This window comes from Sphingomonas sp. UBA978, assembly GCF_002292295.1.
GTDB lineage: Bacteria > Pseudomonadota > Alphaproteobacteria > Sphingomonadales > Sphingomonadaceae > Sphingomonas.
The window spans coordinates 1-16,618 of sequence record NZ_DBBS01000004.1 but is presented as its reverse complement, the minus strand read 5'-3'; the positions used below and the strand labels follow the sequence as shown (position 1 = coordinate 16,618).

Annotated in this window: 12 protein-coding genes; 7 read left to right on the top strand and 5 right to left on the bottom strand. The window is 71.2% G+C overall.

Annotated features, from left to right (window positions below):
* Positions 1 to 4: 4 nt before the first annotated feature.
* The 3 genes from B2515_RS01325 to B2515_RS01315 all read right to left on the bottom strand — a co-directional run bounded on the left by B2515_RS01325 (position 5) and on the right by B2515_RS01315 (position 3,031).
* Positions 5 to 760 (bottom strand): hypothetical protein, encoded by a 756-nt coding sequence (locus B2515_RS01325; protein ID WP_293872803.1) that lies wholly within the window; start codon positions 758 to 760, stop codon positions 5 to 7.
* Between the two features lie 67 nt (positions 761 to 827).
* The gene (locus tag B2515_RS01320; RefSeq protein WP_293872801.1) at positions 828 to 1,289 is read right to left on the bottom strand and encodes a YaiI/YqxD family protein; all 462 of its coding nucleotides are present in this window, start codon (positions 1,287 to 1,289) and stop codon (positions 828 to 830) included.
* A complete protein-coding gene (locus B2515_RS01315; RefSeq protein WP_293872799.1) occupies positions 1,289 to 3,031 on the bottom strand; it encodes a DEAD/DEAH box helicase in 1,743 nt (580 codons plus the stop codon). Before B2515_RS01315 ends, B2515_RS01320 begins: the two co-directional genes overlap by 1 nt.
* Positions 3,032 to 3,157: 126 nt before the next feature.
* Between B2515_RS01315 and B2515_RS01310 the strand changes: the two genes are divergently transcribed.
* From B2515_RS01310 to B2515_RS01300, 3 genes are all read left to right on the top strand, one after another.
* Complete coding sequence (locus B2515_RS01310; RefSeq protein WP_293872797.1) at positions 3,158 to 3,385, top strand: hypothetical protein; 228 nt, start codon at positions 3,158 to 3,160, stop codon at positions 3,383 to 3,385.
* A 97-nt stretch (positions 3,386 to 3,482) separates the two neighbouring features.
* On the top strand, positions 3,483 to 4,742 hold the full coding sequence (locus tag B2515_RS01305; RefSeq protein WP_293872795.1) for an MFS transporter: 1,260 nt from the start codon (positions 3,483 to 3,485) through the stop codon (positions 4,740 to 4,742).
* A gap of 100 nt (positions 4,743 to 4,842) precedes the next feature.
* Positions 4,843 to 6,081, top strand: a complete 1,239-nt coding sequence (locus tag B2515_RS01300; RefSeq protein ID WP_293872794.1) for an arsenic transporter — start codon at positions 4,843 to 4,845, stop codon at positions 6,079 to 6,081.
* Here B2515_RS01300 and B2515_RS01295 read toward each other — a convergent pair whose 3' ends face one another.
* Positions 6,082 to 7,260, bottom strand: a complete 1,179-nt coding sequence (locus tag B2515_RS01295; protein WP_293872793.1) for an NAD(P)/FAD-dependent oxidoreductase — start codon at positions 7,258 to 7,260, stop codon at positions 6,082 to 6,084.
* 80 nt (positions 7,261 to 7,340) lie between these two features.
* On the opposite strand from B2515_RS01295, the gene B2515_RS01290 reads away from it, so the two are divergent.
* Genes B2515_RS01290 through B2515_RS01280 form a run of 3 tightly spaced genes read left to right on the top strand, consistent with a single transcriptional unit; the run spans position 7,341 to position 10,864 of the window.
* The gene (locus tag B2515_RS01290; protein ID WP_293872792.1) at positions 7,341 to 8,171 is read left to right on the top strand and encodes an HpcH/HpaI aldolase/citrate lyase family protein; all 831 of its coding nucleotides are present in this window, start codon (positions 7,341 to 7,343) and stop codon (positions 8,169 to 8,171) included.
* A 3-nt stretch (positions 8,172 to 8,174) separates the two neighbouring features.
* Positions 8,175 to 9,308, top strand: coding sequence for a serine hydrolase domain-containing protein (locus B2515_RS01285; RefSeq protein WP_293872791.1), 1,134 nt, complete (start codon positions 8,175 to 8,177; stop codon positions 9,306 to 9,308).
* On the top strand, positions 9,305 to 10,864 hold the full coding sequence (locus B2515_RS01280) for an N-acyl-D-amino-acid deacylase family protein (RefSeq protein ID WP_293872789.1): 1,560 nt from the start codon (positions 9,305 to 9,307) through the stop codon (positions 10,862 to 10,864). Before B2515_RS01285 ends, B2515_RS01280 begins: the two co-directional genes overlap by 4 nt.
* 569 nt (positions 10,865 to 11,433) lie before the next feature.
* Here the strand turns inward: B2515_RS01280 and B2515_RS01275 are convergent.
* On the bottom strand, positions 11,434 to 13,269 hold the full coding sequence (locus tag B2515_RS01275; RefSeq protein ID WP_293872787.1) for an amidohydrolase family protein: 1,836 nt from the start codon (positions 13,267 to 13,269) through the stop codon (positions 11,434 to 11,436).
* A gap of 253 nt (positions 13,270 to 13,522) precedes the next feature.
* Between B2515_RS01275 and B2515_RS01270 the strand changes: the two genes are divergently transcribed.
* On the top strand, positions 13,523 to 16,564 hold the full coding sequence (locus tag B2515_RS01270) for a TonB-dependent receptor domain-containing protein (RefSeq protein WP_293872785.1): 3,042 nt from the start codon (positions 13,523 to 13,525) through the stop codon (positions 16,562 to 16,564).
* Positions 16,565 to 16,618 lie beyond the last annotated feature (54 nt).

The window sequence follows — 16,618 nt, the reverse complement described above, 5'->3', positions numbered from 1 at the left end:
CCGATCACCCGCCCGGGAACGGCGGATAGTCGAGCGGGGGCACGGCTTCGCCCGCGCCGCCCGCGACGACGACGCGGTACAGCGCCAGCCCCGGTGGGCTGGCGGCGACGATGCCGATCGCGATCTGGATCGCTGCGATCGTGGCGACGCCGCACCACCAGGCGGGATGGACGCGGCCGGTGCGACGCACATCGGCGATCATGCCGATGGCCGGAAACAGGAGCAGCGCCGCGAAGACGCCCCATGCCGCCCAGGGAATCATCAGCGGCATCGGCAGGATGCGCCCGATCGCGGGGCCGGTGAGGATCGCCATCGCGCAGATCATCAGGCGGCGGTGCCAGTCGGTCCGCCGCCGCATCCGGATCGCGAGCGCGACCAGCGTGCCGAAGCCGAGCACCATCAGCACGTTCATGAAGAGGAAGTAGGACGGCGTGAAGAAGAAGGGCGCGCCGCCCCGCCGCACCATCATGACGGTCACGTAGCCGCCCAGCAGCACGACCGCCGCCGCCCAGCCGGCGCCGAGCCAGCCGAGCCGCCGATGCAGCGCCAGCGAGCCGCGATCGACCAGCATCGTTTGGACGACGAACAGAGCGGTCCATCCGAAGAACACCGCCGCGTGGACATGGAGCACCACCGGTGCCGCAAACGTCGAGCGGCCCATCGCCAATTGCATCGAAAAACCGGCGACGACGACGACCGCCATCGCGATGGCAAGATTGCGGTAGAGACGATCTGGAAGCGCGGCCTGCAACGTCGCCATCGAACGATCCCCCCGGATGCCTGCCGACAGTGTACGCCGAACCGGCGGCGAAGCAATCCGGTGCGGCCTACCCGCGCCCCAACCGCACCAGCGCGGTATCCAGCGCCTGCAGGAACCGGCTGCGGTCCGCGGCGGCGAAGGGTTTCGGGCCGCCGAGCTGGTCGCCGCCCGCGCGCAGGTCGGCCATGATCGCGCGGGTCGCGATCGCGCCGCCGATCGAGGCCGTGGTGAACGGCTTGCCGGTCGGGGCGAGCACGGTCGCGCCGGCCTTCAGCGCGCGGTCGGCGAGCAGGATGTCGGCGGTCACCACCACCGCGGTCGCATCCGCCGCCGCGGCGATCCAGTCGTCGGCGGCGTCGAAGCCGTCGCTCACCACCACGCGGGTGATGAGCGGATGGACCGGCACGCGGAAATGGCTGTTGCTGACGATCGTCACCGGCACCTCGCGGCGCCAGGCGACCTTGTAGATCTCGTCCTTGACCGGGCAGGCGTCCGCGTCGACCAGGATGCGGACGCCTGTGGCCAGCATCAGCCCCGCGGACCCTTGCGATAGGGCTTCGCCTGGTGCCGGACCGGCGCGCCGCCGGTGCGCGGCGGGCGGGCGGCATTGTCGCGCGGCGCGCGCGGGCCACGGGGGGCGCCGCCGCCGCTGCCGCCGGCCTCGCGCGGGTTGCCGGTGAACGGAATGATCTGGAGGCTGCCCTCGTCATTCTCGGGGTTCGCCGTGCGCTGCACGCTGGCGAGCACGCGGTCGGCGACGGTGCGCGGCACCTCGAAGATCGTGTCGTTCGGGTTGATGCGGATCGCGCCGATCTCCGCCTTGGTGATATGGCCGCGGCGGCAGATCAGCGGCAGCAGCCAGCGCGGATCGGCATTCTGGCGGCGGCCGATATCCATCTGGAACCAGACGGTATCCTCGAAGCCCGGGCGGTGGCCCTGGGTGCGGTCCGACTGCTGCGGCGCGGCCGAATCGAGCAGATCCTCGGCCTGCGGCATCGACGCGCGATGCGCATGGACCAGCGCGGCGGCGATATCCTCGGCCGACTTTTCCGCCATCAGGCGCGTCGCCAGCTCGCGATCCTCGTCGTCGAACTCGACCGGCGCGAGCAAGGTCGCGATCAGCCGCTCGCGGTCCTGCTTGCGGATGTCGTCGGCGGAGGGGGCGGGGATCCAGTCGCAGGCGATCTTGGCCTGCTTCAGCATCATGTCGACGCGGCGGCGGCGTGGATAGGGGACGATGAGAACCGCGGTCCCCTTCTTGCCGGCGCGGCCGGTGCGGCCCGAACGGTGCTGCAGCGTCTCGGCATCGCGCGGCATCTCGACATGGACGACGAGGCTGAGCGAGGGCAGGTCGATGCCGCGGGCGGCGACGTCGGTCGCGACGCACACGCGCGCGCGGCGGTCGCGCAGCGCCTGCAGCGCGGAATTGCGCTCGCTCTGGCTATGCTCACCGGACAGGGCGACGGCCGCGAAGCCGCGCTCGACGAGGCTGGCGTGGAGGTGGCGGACGTTGTCGCGGGTGGCGCAGAACAGCATCGCCGTCTCCGCCTCGTGGAAGCGGAGCAGGTTGATGACGGCATGTTCGATATCGGCCGGCGCGACGGTGACCGCCTGATAGGCGATGTCGCCATGGCCGCGATCTTCGCCGACGGTCGAGATGCGCAGCGCGTCGCGCTGGTAGCGCTTGGCGAGCGCCACGATCGGCCGCGGCATCGTCGCCGAGAACATCAGCGTGCGGCGTTCGGTCGGTGAGGCATCGAGGATGCCCTCGAGGTCCTCGCGGAAGCCCATGTCGAGCATCTCGTCGGCCTCGTCGAGCACCGCGACGCGCAGCGCCGACAGGTCGAGCGCGCCGCGCTCCAGATGGTCGCGCAGGCGGCCGGGGGTGCCGACGACGATATGCGCGCCGTGGCTGAGCGAGCGGCGCTCCTTGCTGGCGTCCATGCCACCGACGCAGGTGGCGATGCGGGCATGCGCGCCCTTGTAGAGCCACATCAGTTCGCGGCTGACCTGCAGCGCGAGTTCGCGGGTCGGCGCGATGATGAGCGCCAGCGGCAGGCCGGGCGGGGGCAGGGTGCCGTCCGCCATCAGCTCGCCGGCCATGGCGAGGCCGAAGGCGACGGTCTTGCCCGACCCGGTCTGGGCGGAGACGACGAGGTCGCGGCCGGCCGCTTCGGGTTCGATGACGGAGGCCTGGACGGCGGTGGGCGCTTCATAGCCACGGGCAACGAGCGCTTCGGCGAGAAGCGGGGGCAGGGAGGAAAAGGGCATGGGGGTAACCTAGAATAGGGGCGACGCCCCCGAAGCCGCGGCCTTGGGCCAGGGCGGGAACGCAGCAGGGACAACAGAGTCGCGATGGGAAAATCGCGGGCCAGTGCGGGCGGCAATACGGGCGCAATGTGGCGCTTGTATCCGCGCATCATGGCCGTGACCGTGACCCCAGAGACCCTGCGTCGCCTAATCCGCGAAGCCGAGGCCGAGCGAGGCCGCGCCGCAGCTCCTACGCTGAATCGCGCCTTCGCGCAACTCGCCGCCGGATACCGCCTGCAATTGCAGCGGATGACAGGCTGCCGGGAACCCGCGGTGGCCGACGATCCGCCGCCACAGCAATGGTTCGCAACATAATTCGGGCCGGGCCGGATCGATTGTGCGAATGGCCGGTTGAGCCGCGACGCGAGCGGATGTCCATCGTGGACCGACCCCGCGACGGAGCAACGATCCGATGGCCAGCCTTGCCCCGCCTGCACCGCTGCACCCGCCGGGGAAAAAGCCCGGTCATCACGCCGGCGGCACGCTGGACGCACTGAATTTCTTCCTCGCCGATGTGCGCGACGGGCTGGGGCCGTATCTCGCCATCTATCTGCTGGCGGTGCGCGGCCCGGCACACGGCTGGAACGAGGCGACCGTCGGGCTGGTGCTGACGATCGCCGGCATCGTCGGGCTGGTGTCGCAGACGCCCGCCGGCGGGCTGATCGACCGCAGCCGCAACAAGCCGCGGATTGTCATCGTCGCGGCCCTGCTGGTGACGCTCAGCAGCGTGTCGCTGCCCTTCGTCAGCGGCTTCGCGGTGGTGACCGCGACCCAGTCGATCGCGGCGGTGGCGGGCGCGGTGTTCGCGCCGGCGATCAGTGCGATCACGCTGGGCCTGTTCGGGCCGAAGCTGTTTTCGAAGCGGGTCGGCCGCAACGAGGCGTTCAACCATGCCGGCAACGCGATGTCCGCCGCGCTGGCGGGCGCGCTGGCGTGGAAGTTCGGGCCGGTCGTGGTCTTCTGGCTGATGGGCGCGCTGACCGTGGCGAGCGTGTTCGCTGCGCTGCGCGTGCGCAACGGCGACATCGACAATGCGGTCGCGCGCGGGCTCGACTGCGAGCCCGAGGAGGGCTGCGACGAGCCCGGCGGCTGGCGGGTGCTGGTCGAGAACCGGCCGCTGCTGCTGTTCGCGGCGATCGCCTTTCTCTTCCATCTCGCCAATGCGGCGATGCTGACCTCGGTCAGCCAGCTGCTCGCCAAGACGGTCGGCAAGGATTCGGCGACCTCGCTGACCGCGGCGTGCATCGTCGCGGCGCAGTTGGTGATGGTGCCGGTCGCGGTGATCGTCGGGCGCAACGTCGATGCCTGGGGCCGTAAGCCCCTGTTTCTCGTCGCGTTCGGCGTACTGGCGGCGCGCGGTGCGCTCTACACGCTGTCGAACGATCCGTGGTGGCTGGTCGGCGTGCAGGCGCTGGACGGCGTCGGCGCGGGCATCTTCGGCGCGCTCTTCCCGGTGGTAATCGCCGATCTGACCAAGGGCACCGGCCGGTTCAACGTCAGCCAGGGCGCGGTGGCGACAGCGCAGGGCCTCGGTGCCGCGCTCAGCGCGACGCTGGCGGGGACGATCATCGTCTGGGCCGGCTATGGCGCGAGCTTCCTGACGCTGGCGGGAATCGCCGGCGTCGGGCTCGGCCTCTATGCGGTGGCGATGCCGGAGACGAAGCCGGCGTGATGCGTGGTGGCAAGACCATGAAGCCCTCCCGTCATCCGGGCCGGGTCCGGGGTGACGTAAGCACGCGTTCGCCCTCGCATCCGCATCTTGCGCCGGTCCGATGATCGCCACCGTCGCCATTTGCGCCGCCGCAACCGCAGGTGTGATCGTCCGCCCGTTCCGCTGGCCCGAAGCGGTGTGGGCGGTGCTCGGCGCCACTTTGTTGCTGGTCACCGGGCTGATCGCGCCGGCAGGCGCCTGGGCGGCGGTGTTGAAGGGCGGCGACGTCTATCTGTTCCTGATCGGCATGATGCTGTTGTCCGAGGCTGCGCGCGCGCACGGGCTGTTCGACTGGGTCGCGCATCGTGCCGCCGCCGGCGCGCGCGGGTCGGCGGCGCGACTGTTCACGCTCGTGTTCCTCGTCGGCGTGGTCGTGACGGCCTTCCTCTCGAACGACGCGACCGCGGTGGTGCTCACCCCCGCCGTCTATGCGGTCGCACGGCAGGCAAAGGTCGCGCCGCTGCCGCTGCTGTTCGCCTGCGCATTGGTGGCGAATGCGGCGAGCTTCCTGCTGCCGATCTCCAATCCCGCCAATCTGGTACTCTACGCCAGCGACTTGCCGCGGCTCGGCGCGTGGCTGGCGGCCTTTGCGCTGCCGTCGGTCGTGGCGATCGGCACGACGTATCTCGCGCTGCGCTGGCTGTTCCGCGCCGATCTGGCCGGCCCAGCGGAGCGGGGCGCGGCGGTGGCGTTGAGCGGGGGCGGGCGGATGGCGCTGGCCGGGATCGGCGTGACCGCGGCGCTGCTGACGCTGGCATCGGCGCTGGGAAGCGACCTCGGCTGGCCGACCTTCGGCGCCGGCGTGGCGACCGCCCTCGTCGTGCAGTGGCGCGCCGGCGCCTCGCCGCTGCCGCTCGTCCGTGCGGTGTCCTGGTCGGTGCTGCTGCTCGTCGCCGGCCTGTTCGTGATGGTCGAGGCGCTGGCGGGGACCGGGCTGATCGGCTGGCTCGCCGCGCGCCTGTCTGACGGCGCGGCGAGCGATCCGCGCGCGACTGCGGCGGTGGCGGGCGGGCTGCTCGCGGTCGGCAGCAACCTTGTCAACAACCTGCCCGCCGGGCTGATCGCGGCGCAGACGATCGCAACGGCGCATCCACCCGCCATCGTCGTCGATGCGCTGCTGATCGGCGTCGACCTCGGCCCGAACCTGTCGATCACCGGGTCGCTGGCGACGATCCTGTGGCTGATCGCGATCCGCCGCGAGGGGGAGGACGTCACCTTCCTCCAGTTCCTGCGCGTCGGCGTGGTGACGACCGCCCCGGCGCTGGTGCTGGCGATCGGCGTGCGCCTGCTGATCGGGTGATTAGAGCGCCTGCGCCGCCGCCCAGCCGCTCGCCCATGCCCATTGGAAATTATAGCCGCCCAGCCAGCCGGTGACGTCGACCGCCTCGCCGATCGCATGCAGGCCCGGTACCCGCCGCGCCTCCAGCGTCTGTGAGGAGAGGTCGGCGGTGCTGATCCCGCCCGCGGTCACCTCCGCCTTGGCATAGCCTTCGCTGCCATTGGGGGTGAAGCGCCACGCCGACAGCTGCCGCGCCGCCTCGTCCAGCCGGCGGTCCGGCGCGTTGGCGAGTTCGCCCGTCACCGCCAGCCGTTCGGCCAGCGCCTCGGCGAGCCGGTCGGGCAGGGTGGCGGCCAACGCCCGGCGCAGCGTGGTGCGGGGTTGCGTGCGCTTCGCCTCGACCAGCCAGTGCGCGGCGGCATCGGGCACGAAGTCGATCGCGATCGGCTCGCGCGCGCGCCAGTAGCTCGACACCTGCAAGATCGCCGGGCCGGACAGGCCGCGATGCGTGAACAATGCGGCTTCCCGAAACCGCGCCTTGCCCGCGCTGGCGACGACATCCGCCGCGACGCCGGACAGCGTGCGGAACAGCGCCTCCTCGCCGCCCAGCGTCAGCGGCACCAGTGCCGGCCGCGGCTCGACCACCTTCAGCCCGAATTGGCGCGCGAGGTCATAGGCGAAACCGGTCGCGCCCATCTTCGGGATCGACGGCCCGCCGGTGGCGATCACCAGCCGCGGCGCGGTGACGCTGCGGCCGGGCAGGGCGACGGTAAAGCCGCTGCCGTCATGCCCGACCTCGCCAACCGCGGACGCCAGCGCGAGCTCGACCCGCCCCATCTCGCATTCGCCGAGCAGCATCGCGACGATCTGCCGCGCCGATCCGTCGCAGAAGAGCTGCCCCAGCGTCTTCTCGTGCCAGCGGATGCCGTGGCGCTCGACCAGGCCCAGGAAATCGGCGGCGGTGTAGCGGCCGAGCGCGGATTTGGCGAAATGCGGGTTGGCGGACAGATAGCGGTCGGGCGCGGTGTGGATGTTGGTGAAGTTGCAGCGGCCGCCGCCAGAGATCAGGATCTTCTTGCCCGCTTCGTCGGCATGGTCGACCAGCAGCACGCGCCGGCCGCGCTGGCCGGCGACGGCGGCGCACATCAGGCCGGCGGCACCGGCGCCGAAGACGATCGCATCATAAGGGGCAGACGGCATGGCGCCGGCGTCTAGCGGTTCGCCGCGCGCTTGTCTTGCCTCCTCCCGGCACGCTACGCCCTGACGTCGAGGAGAATGCCATGCGGTTGAGGTCCCTGCTGTTCGTGCCCGGCGACCGCCCCGAACGCTTCGCCAAGGCGGCGGCGAGCGGGGCGGATGCGGTGATCCTCGACCTCGAGGATTCGGTCGCCGCCGCCGCGCGTCCGGCGGCGCGCGAGGCGGTGGCGCAATGGTTGCGCGAACCGGCGGCGGTGACGCGCTTCGTCCGCGTCAATCCGCTCGGCAGCGACGGGCTGGCGGACGACCTCGCGGCGGCGCGCGGCGCGGACGGCGTGATGCTGCCCAAGGCCGAAACCGCGGACGACGTCGCCGCGCTGGTCGCGGCGATGGGCGCATCCGTCGTCCCGGTGCTGCCGGTCGCGACCGAGACGCCGCTCGCGGTGTTCGGACTCGGCGGCTACCGCACGGTGGCGGCGCGGCTGGCCGGGCTGACCTGGGGCGCGGAGGACCTGCCCGCCGCGATCGGCGCATCGACCGCGCGCGAGGCGGACGGCCGCTACACCCCGCCCTATGAACTGGTCCGCACGCTCGCGCTGATGGGCGCGCATGCCGCCGGCGTCGCGGCGATCGAGACGGTCTATCCGGCGATCAAGGACCTCGCGGGCCTCTCCGCTTATGCCGCGCGCGGCGCGCGCGACGGCTTCACGGGGATGATGGCGATTCACCCGGCGCAGGTCGCCGCGATCAACGCCGCTTTCTCCCCCGGCGCCGATGCGCTCGCCGAGGCGGAGCGGATCGTCGCCGCCTTCGCCGCCCACCCCGGCGCGGGCGCGCTGCAGCTCGACGGACGGATGGTCGACGCGCCGCACCTCAAACAGGCGCGTGCCCTGCTCGCCCGAGCGGGCGGCTAGGCGATGCTGCCGCTCCTGCTGCTCGCCGCCGCCGCGCCCCCGGTCGCCACCGCCCGCGTGACCTTCGACCGCAACGGCATCGTCACCGCCACCGCGACCGGTCTGGCGGACGTGGCGGCGAGGCGGCCAATGCGCGTCGACGATCCCGTCCGCGTCGCCTCGATCTCCAAGCTGGTCACCGCGATCGGCGTGCTGCGGCTGGTCGAGGCGAAGCGGCTCGACCTCGACGCCGACGTCTCCGCGCTGCTCGGCTGGCGGCTGCGCAACCCGGCACATCCCGACGTGCCGATCACGCTGCGGCTGCTGCTGTCGCACCGGTCGAGCCTGACCGACCGGATCGACTATGTCCTGCCGCTCGATGCCGACATGCACGCGACGCTCGCCGACCCCGCCGCTTGGGACACCGACCACGCGCCCGGCACCTGGTTCCGCTACACCAACTTCAACTTCCCCGTCATCGCCGCGGTGATGGAGCGCGCCACCGGCGAACGCTTCGACCGGCTGATGGACCGGCTCGTGCTCCGGCCGTTGAAGCTCGACGCTTGTTTCAACTGGGCCGCGTGCGCGCGCGCGACGGTGGCGCGGGCGGTCGTGCTGTACCGCGACGGCCAGCCGGTGAAGGACGCCGCCGCCGCCACCACCTGCCCGGTCACCCCCGCCCGCGACAATTCGTGCGACCTCGACCGTTGGCGACCGGGCGTCAACGGCGCGATCTTCGCGCCGCAGGGCGGCCTGCGCATCTCGGCAAGGGGCCTCGCCACGATCGGCCGGCTGCTGCTCGGCCGCGGCACCGTCGACGGCGTGCGGCTGCTCTCGCCGCGCACTGCCGCGCTGCTCGCGACCCCGCTGTGGCGGCAGGACGGCGGCAACGGCACCAGCGAGAACGGCTTCACCTGCCGCTACGGCCTCGCGGTCGCCTTCCTCGCCACCGAGGCGCCGGGTTGCCACGACGATCCGTTCGGCGACGGCCGGCAGCGCTTCGGCCATGCCGGCGAGGCCTATGGCCTGCGTTCGGGCCTATGGGTCGATCCCGCCGCCGGCACCGGCGTCGCCTATGTCGCGACCGACGTGCCCGCCGCGCCGGGCGCGCATTCCGCCTATAGCGCGACCGAGGAACGGCTGGCGGCCGGGCGATGAGGCGCGCCGCAATCCTCGTCGCGCTCCCCGCCCTTGGCGCCGCGCTCGGCGCCGCCCCCGCGCCGGAGCGCGTCGACCTCCTCATCCGCGGCGGCACCGTCTTCACCGGATCGGACGCGCCCTTCGTCGGCGACGTCGCCATCCGCGGCGACCGGATCGTCGCGGTCGGCCGCCGCCCGGTGAGCGCCCGCCGCACGATCGACGCCCGCGGCCTGATCGTCGCACCCGGCTTCATCGACCCGCACACCCATGTCGAGGCGATGCTCGCCGACCCCGATCCCCACCGTCGGCTGGTCATGCCGTTCCTGATGCAGGGCGTCACCACCGCCTTCATCGGCAACGACGGCGGCGGCGATCCCGACGTCGCCAGCGTCCTCGCCACCGCCCGCAGCCGCCCGGTCGGGATCAATTACGGCGCCTATGTCGGCTTCGGCGCGGTGCGCACCGCGGTGATCGGCGAGGCGCGGCGCGCGCCAACCGCGGCGGAGCTGACGGCGATGCGCGCCTTGGTCGCGAAGGGCATGTGCGGCGGCGGCCTCGGCCTGTCGACCGGGCTGTTCTATGCCCCGCAGAGCTTCGCCACCACCGCGGAGGTCGTCGCGCTGGCCCGCGAGGCGGCGCGGCGCGGCGGCGTCTACGACAGCCACATCCGCGACGAATCGAGCTACACCGTCGGCCTCGCCGCCGCGATCGACGAGGCGATCCGCATCGGCCGCGACGCCGGCCTGCCGGTCCACATCAGCCACATCAAGGCGCTCGGCGTCGACGTGCAGGGCCGCGCCCCGGCGATCATCGCACAGGTGGAGGCGGCACGCCGCGCGGGGCAGGCGGTTACCGCCGACCAATATCCGTGGAGCGCCTCGGGCACGAGCCTCGTCGCGTCGCTGGTGCCGCTATGGGCGCAGGACGGCGGCCGCCCGGCGCTGCTGGCGCGCTTCGCCGATCCGGCGCTGGCGGCGCGGCTGCGCACCGATATGGTCGAGAATTTGCGCAAGCGGGGCGGCCCTGCGGCGCTGCTCATCACTGAAGGCGCCGAGAAGGGCCGCACGCTTGCCGCTGTCGCCTCGGCGCAAGGCACCGATGCGGTCGCCGCAGCGATCGCGGTCATCCGCGTCGCCGACCCCGCAGTCGCCTCGTTCAACCAGAGCGAGGCGGACATCGCCGCCTTCATGCGCCGGCCGTGGGTGATGACCGGCTCCGACGCCTCGACCGGCCATCCGCGCGTCTACGGCACCTTCGCCCGCAAATATGCGAAATATGTCGTCGCCGAGCGGGTGCTGTCGCTGCGCGCCTTCATCGAGCGGAGCAGCGCGCTGACCGCCGACACCTTCGGCCTCGAGAACCGCGGCCGCCTGCGCGCCAGCGCCTTTGCCGACGTGGTGGTGTTTGACCCCCGTCGCTACGCGGCGCGCGCCACCTACGAACAGCCCGAATTGCCCGCGGCCGGCGTCCGCACGGTCGTCGTCAACGGCGTGATCGCGGTCGACAACGGCCGCCTCACCGGTGCCGCCGCCGGCCGCGCCCTGCCGCACCACCCATCCGCGGGCTGCGACTGACGGGGCTGGGGAATACTTTTCATTCCCCGTCAATGCCTTCGGGGTCCACGCCGCGCCCTGAAAAGAAGAATGTGTTCGCGCGGAGGCGCGGAGGGCGCAGAGGTGTTGCTCGCGCGGCAGCTAAGCTCCTGTCATCTCTCCAGTATGAAAGAGGACCTCCGGTCCGGGGAGTGCGACACCTCCGCGTCCTCCGCGCCTTTGCGCGAACCAACCCTCCGCCGGGCTACCGGTAGAAGGGCCGCTCCCCCAATCGCAATTAGGCCCGCCCGCCCGGCTTACCCTCCAGCCCGAACACGAGCGCGCGCCGCGCCGCCATATCAAGCCGTGCGGAGCCATCGCCGTTCGCCGCTTGCGAACGCCGCGAGCGGCAGGCACACCTCTGCTTCGCGTTCCACACCGCGCCCTGAAAAGAAGAATGTGCTCGCGCGGAGGCGCGGAGGACGCGGAGGTGTTGCGCGTGCGGCAACCGAACTCCTGTCATCTCTCCGGTACGAAAAGAAGACCTCGGGTCCGGCAAGCGCGACACCTCTGCGTCCTCCGCGCCTCTGCGCGAACCAACCCCCGCCGGGCTACCGGTAGAAGCGCAGCTCCCCCAGTTCGAGCCAGGCCCGCCCGCCCGGCTCGCCTTCCAGCCGGAACACGAGCGCACGCAGCGCCGTCACATCCAGCCGCGCCGAGCCGTCGCCGCTGGCGAACGCCGCGAACGGCAGCCGCACCTCCGCCTCGTCCGCGCCCGCGGCGAAGCTCGCGCGGAACGGGCTGGCCAGCCCGTAACTGTCCAGCGTCAGCCGGTATCGCCCCATCCCCCGCGCGCGAAACGCCACCCCGGTGAACCCGCGCGCATCCGCCCGCAGGATCGCGCCGCGGGTCAGCGGCACGACCAGTTGCGCATAGGGCCGGCTCGCCGCCCCCAGCCGCGCGACCGCAAACAGGCGCCGCGCCCCACTGTCATCGGGCCGGACGATGTCGAGATGGCTGTGGTCGATCCCCGGTTCGGTGCTGTCGACCGGCAGCGTGGCGAGGTCGGTGCGTCCGTCGCCGCGCACGCCCGTGTCGATCGGCCCGGTCATCCGTACCGCTGGCAGCGGCGACGGCGCGTCGCCATCGATCAGCCGCCGCAGCGGTGGCAGCGCGACCTCTCGCCCGGACAGGAAGACGCGCACCACCTTGTGCAGATCATCGAGCCGCACGTCCGGGCGGCCGTCGACCAGGATCAGGTCCGCCCGCTGCCCGATCGCGATCCGGCCGGCATCGGCGCGGCGCATGATCCGTGCCGAGACGGCGGTCGCCGCCGCCAGCGCCTGCCGCGGCGACAGGCCGGACCGTCCGAGCAGCCGGACCTCGCGCACCGTCGACCAGCCATGATAGACGCCGCCGACCCCCGCATCGGTGCCGACGCCGATCGGGATGCCCGCGTCGCGCAGCCGGGCGACGTTTGCCTGCATGATCGTCCAGCGCCGGCTCTCCAGCGCCGGGACCGGTTCAGGCGCCGTCGCCAAGCGCGGGGCTTCGCCCGCGCGTTCGGGCGGGCGCAGCGCCTGCCATTCGGCGGCGGCGAACGTCCGGTCCTCCTGCGGTTCGTAGGCCGCGAGCGACGGAATATAGGCGGTGCCGCTCGCCCGCATCGCCGCGATCAGCGCATCGTCGACGATCGCGTCGCCGACGCCGTGGCCGACCGCATCGACTCCCGCGGCGGCGGCGATCTTCGCGCCCGCCAGCGTCACCGTATGCGTGATGACCGGAATCCCAGCGGCATGCGCGTCGCGGACGATCGCCGCCAGCGTCGGCGTGTTCATGTCGCCGAGGTCGGGCGACCGGCCATAGCGCCATCCGTCCGCGAACACCTTGATGACGTCGGGGTGGTAGGACAGGGCCGTGCGCATCGCGACATGCGCGGCGCGCGGCGTCGCGGCCTGCAGGGTGAAGGCGCTGCCCCAGCCGAATTCGGTGCCGTGCCCGCCCGGCACCCCCAGCCGCACCGCCAGCGACAGGTGCGGTGCGGGGACGCTGCCGTCGCCGGTCATCGCCCGGATCGGCGCGAGCATCTCGCCGCTCAGCGAATAGTCGTTGGCGCTGGTCACCCCGGCGAGCAGATAGGCGGCATAGGCCTTGCCGAGATCGTCGGCCGCGGGAAATCCCGGCGCGCGCATATGCGTATGCAGGTCGTGCAGCCCCGGCATCAGCGTCATGCCCCGCGCCTCGACGAGGCGGGCGCCGCGCGGCCGGGCGATGTGCGCGCCGATCGCCGCGATCCGCTCGCCGCGGACCAGAACGTCGGCGCCGAACGCCGCGGCGCCACTGCCGTCGAACACCCGCGCGCCGCGGATCAGGACCATGTCGCCGGGCGCGGGCGAAGCCGCAGCGACCAGCAGCGCCATCAGCATCGCGACGAGAGTGCGGATCATGCCGGCGTCACCTTTCAATACGGGCGACAGTCGCAGCAGCGGAAGGCGCGGGGCAAGCACTTTATGGCGTCATGTCCGGCGGACGACGATCCAATCTGTCGCGCCGCGGTCACGGCGCGCAAAAAATGGTGCGACGCCGCGTTTCTGCTCTGGCCTTTCGTGACGTTTTCGTTGCTAATCCATGAATGCCGTCGGGGAACGGTGTCAGGGGGCGGAAAAACACATGGCAAACAACGCGTTGCGGCGTATCTTGATGAGCGGGTGCGGACTCGCGCTGGTCTGTGGCGGCGCCGGTGTGGCCGCGGCGCAGGTGGTCGATGCGCAGACGACGACGCCCGATGCCGCGACCCCGACCGGGGCGGCGACGCCGGCAACCGGAGCGGGCATCACCAACGTCCCCGCGGCCGACGGCGACATCCTCGTCACCGGCTCCCGCATCAAGCAGGACCCCAACAACAGCGCGCTGCCGCTCCAGATCATCACCAATCAGGAACTGACCCGCAACGGCATCAGCAATCCCGAACAGTTGATCGCCTTTCTGACCACCAACGGCAGCGGCGCGGACAATCTCGCCTCCAACGCGGACGTCACGTCTGGCGCGCAGCGCGGCACCAACGGCCTGTCGGCGGCGAATCTGCGCGGGCAGGGGTCGGCGGCGACGCTGGTGCTGCTGAACGGCCGGCGCGTCGCGGCGCACGGCCTGTCGGGCGCGGCCGTCGACGTCAACCAGATCCCCTTTGCCGCGATCGAGCGGGTCGAGGTGCTGAAGGACGGTGCCTCGGCGATCTACGGCACCGATGCGATCGGCGGCGTCATCAACTTCATCACGCGCAAGGATTACAAGGGGCTGGGGCTCCAGGCGTTCAACGACATCACCGAAGAGGGCGGCGGCAACATCTATCGCTTGTCCGGCATCGCCGGTTACGGCGACCTCGCCGAACAGGGCTTCAACGTGATGGGTGCGGTCAGCTACAGCTGGAACAACATCCTGCGCGGGTCGGATCGCGACTTCGTCAACGGCAACCAGCCCAATCGCGGCCTGTCGATCGACACCCGCGGCACCCCGATCGCCACCGCCTTCGCGCTCAACAACGGCGCCTTCCTGCCGCGCGGACCGGCCGGGCAGATCGGCACGCTGCTCGGCGGCACGACCGGGACGTTGGGGGCAGGGGGCGCGGCCAACACCGCGCCGCTCAGCGCGTTGCAGGTGCCGGGGCTGACCAGCACCTATGGCGCGGGCGGCATCAACCTCCTCAACCTGCCCGGCGGGGCGGGGTGCGAGACGATGGACGGCGGCATGGCCTATGACGCCGCGCTGTGGAACGCGCCGAACGCGCGCTATGCCTGCGCCTGGGATACCGGCCGCGCCGCGGTGATCCAGCAGCCGATCAGGACGCTGACCTATTATGCCCGCGGCGTCGTGCGGATCGCGCAGGAGCACGAACTGTCGCTTGAGGTGACCGGCTCGGACGCCAAATCGGCGAAGAGCTTCTCCAACGCGCAGGTGTCGAGCAACACCTCCAACTTCCAGGTCGCCTATCCGCTCAACGCGCTGACCGCGTCGAGCTACAATGCGGTCTACAATGCGATCGCGGCGCAATTCCCCGGCGTCGCCGCCAATTACGGCAAGCCGATCGCCTTCCGCTGGCGCTGCATCGCCTGCGGGCCGCGCGAATACAGGACGGAGACGAAGACGATCCGCGTCGCCGCGGCGATGGAGGGGCCGCTGTGGACCGGCTGGGACTATCGGGCCGGCGCTTCCTATGCGCGCAGCGAGGCGGCGTCGGTGCTCGGCACCGGTTATTACTACCGTGGCACGCTGGCGAGCGGCGCCTATGATCCGTCGGCGCCGACCGCGCCGGGTGCGGCGGGGCCGGGCCTTGCCGGGCTCATCAACGCCGGCCTGCTCAACCCCTTCAGCCTGACGCAAAGCGATGCCGGCATCGCCGGGTTGCAGGCGGTATCGGCGTTCGGCAAGACGCTGTACGGTGGTCAGTATGAAGTGAAGCAGTTCGACTATTCGGTCGCCGGGCCGCTCGTCCGCCTCTGGGGCGATCAGTCGGTGCAGCTCGCCGCCGGAATCGACTATCGCCGCGAAATATACAGCTTCAATGGCTCGGATGCAGCAGCCGCCACCGCACCGGTGATCTTCCTCGCCGCCTTCGACAACGTCAACGAACTGCGGAAGAAGGAGCGGACGGTGAAGGCCGCGTATGCCGAAATGCTGGTGCCGATCCTGCCCGGGCTCGACGTCACCGGCGCGGTGCGCATCGACGATTACACCGGCTTCGGTACCACGACCAATCCCAAGGTATCGATCAAGTTCCGTCCCTGGGAACCGCTGCTGTTCCGCGGCTCCTACAACACCGGTTTCCGTGTCCCCTCCTTCAACCAGATCTTCAATGGCCTGACCGAATCTCCCTATTCGGGCAGCGACCTGGCCGATCCGACCCGGTGCCCCGGCGGCGTCCCGAACACCGCCAATCCGGCCTGCGTGCTGATCCGGCCGGCCATCCTGACGGGCGGCAACCGGACGCTCGGTCCGGAAACCGCGCGTCAGTTCAGTGCCGGCGTGGTCATCCAGCCCTCGGCCCGGTTCAGCGCTTCGGTCGACTGGTGGAAGATCGACGTCGACGACACGATCCAGACGCTGACGTTGCGGCAGCTGATCGACAATGCGGCGCTGTTCACCGACCGCTTCCTCCGCGATCCGGCGACGAACGAGATCGTCGCGATCGACGATACCTGGATCAACGCCGGTTCGCGGCGGACCCAGGGGCTCGAGGTTGCGGCACGTGGCGGGGTCGACGCCCTCGGCGGCGTTCTGTCGACCGGCCTCGACGGGACGTTGCTGCTCAAGAAGGGCGAGAAACTGACCCCGACCTCGCCGTACACTGCCAGCCTGATCGGCGTGTTCACCTTTGCCGGCGACCTTGGCGTGCGCTGGAAGCACAATGCCTTCGTCAATTATGCGAACGACGACGTCGTGCTGTCGCTCACCCAGATCTTCCGCAAGGGCTACCGCAATTTCGCGCTGCCCGGCATCGCCGCGGGGACGATCACGCGGCCCGACTATAACGCGAACGTGGACGACTATATCATCTACAACGCCTCGGTCAGCTATATCGGTCTGCCGGGGTTCAAGATCACCGCGGGCGTGCGCAACCTGTTCGACACCGATCCGCCGTTCGCCGTCACTTATGACGGCAACACCGGGGCGGGCGGTTCGTGGGAACCGAGGATCGCGGACCCGCGCGGGCGGTCGTTCACGATGAGCGCGGAGGTGAAATTCTGAGCCTTGCCGTCTGACGGGACGGGGCGGCCTTCCGGCAAGGCCTGTGTTGCCCCG

Coding starts and splice junctions, on each gene's coding strand:
- B2515_RS01325 (WP_293872803.1), bottom strand. CDS start 760: ATGGCGACGTTGCAGGCCGCGCTTCCAGATCGTCTCTACCGCAATCTT.
- B2515_RS01320 (WP_293872801.1), bottom strand. CDS start 1,289: ATGCTGGCCACAGGCGTCCGCATCCTGGTCGACGCGGACGCCTGCCCG.
- B2515_RS01315 (WP_293872799.1), bottom strand. CDS start 3,031: ATGCCCTTTTCCTCCCTGCCCCCGCTTCTCGCCGAAGCGCTCGTTGCC.
- B2515_RS01310 (WP_293872797.1), top strand. CDS start 3,158: ATGTGGCGCTTGTATCCGCGCATCATGGCCGTGACCGTGACCCCAGAG.
- B2515_RS01305 (WP_293872795.1), top strand. CDS start 3,483: ATGGCCAGCCTTGCCCCGCCTGCACCGCTGCACCCGCCGGGGAAAAAG.
- B2515_RS01300 (WP_293872794.1), top strand. CDS start 4,843: ATGATCGCCACCGTCGCCATTTGCGCCGCCGCAACCGCAGGTGTGATC.
- B2515_RS01295 (WP_293872793.1), bottom strand. CDS start 7,260: ATGCCGTCTGCCCCTTATGATGCGATCGTCTTCGGCGCCGGTGCCGCC.
- B2515_RS01290 (WP_293872792.1), top strand. CDS start 7,341: ATGCGGTTGAGGTCCCTGCTGTTCGTGCCCGGCGACCGCCCCGAACGC.
- B2515_RS01285 (WP_293872791.1), top strand. CDS start 8,175: ATGCTGCCGCTCCTGCTGCTCGCCGCCGCCGCGCCCCCGGTCGCCACC.
- B2515_RS01280 (WP_293872789.1), top strand. CDS start 9,305: ATGAGGCGCGCCGCAATCCTCGTCGCGCTCCCCGCCCTTGGCGCCGCG.
- B2515_RS01275 (WP_293872787.1), bottom strand. CDS start 13,269: ATGATCCGCACTCTCGTCGCGATGCTGATGGCGCTGCTGGTCGCTGCG.
- B2515_RS01270 (WP_293872785.1), top strand. CDS start 13,523: ATGAGCGGGTGCGGACTCGCGCTGGTCTGTGGCGGCGCCGGTGTGGCC.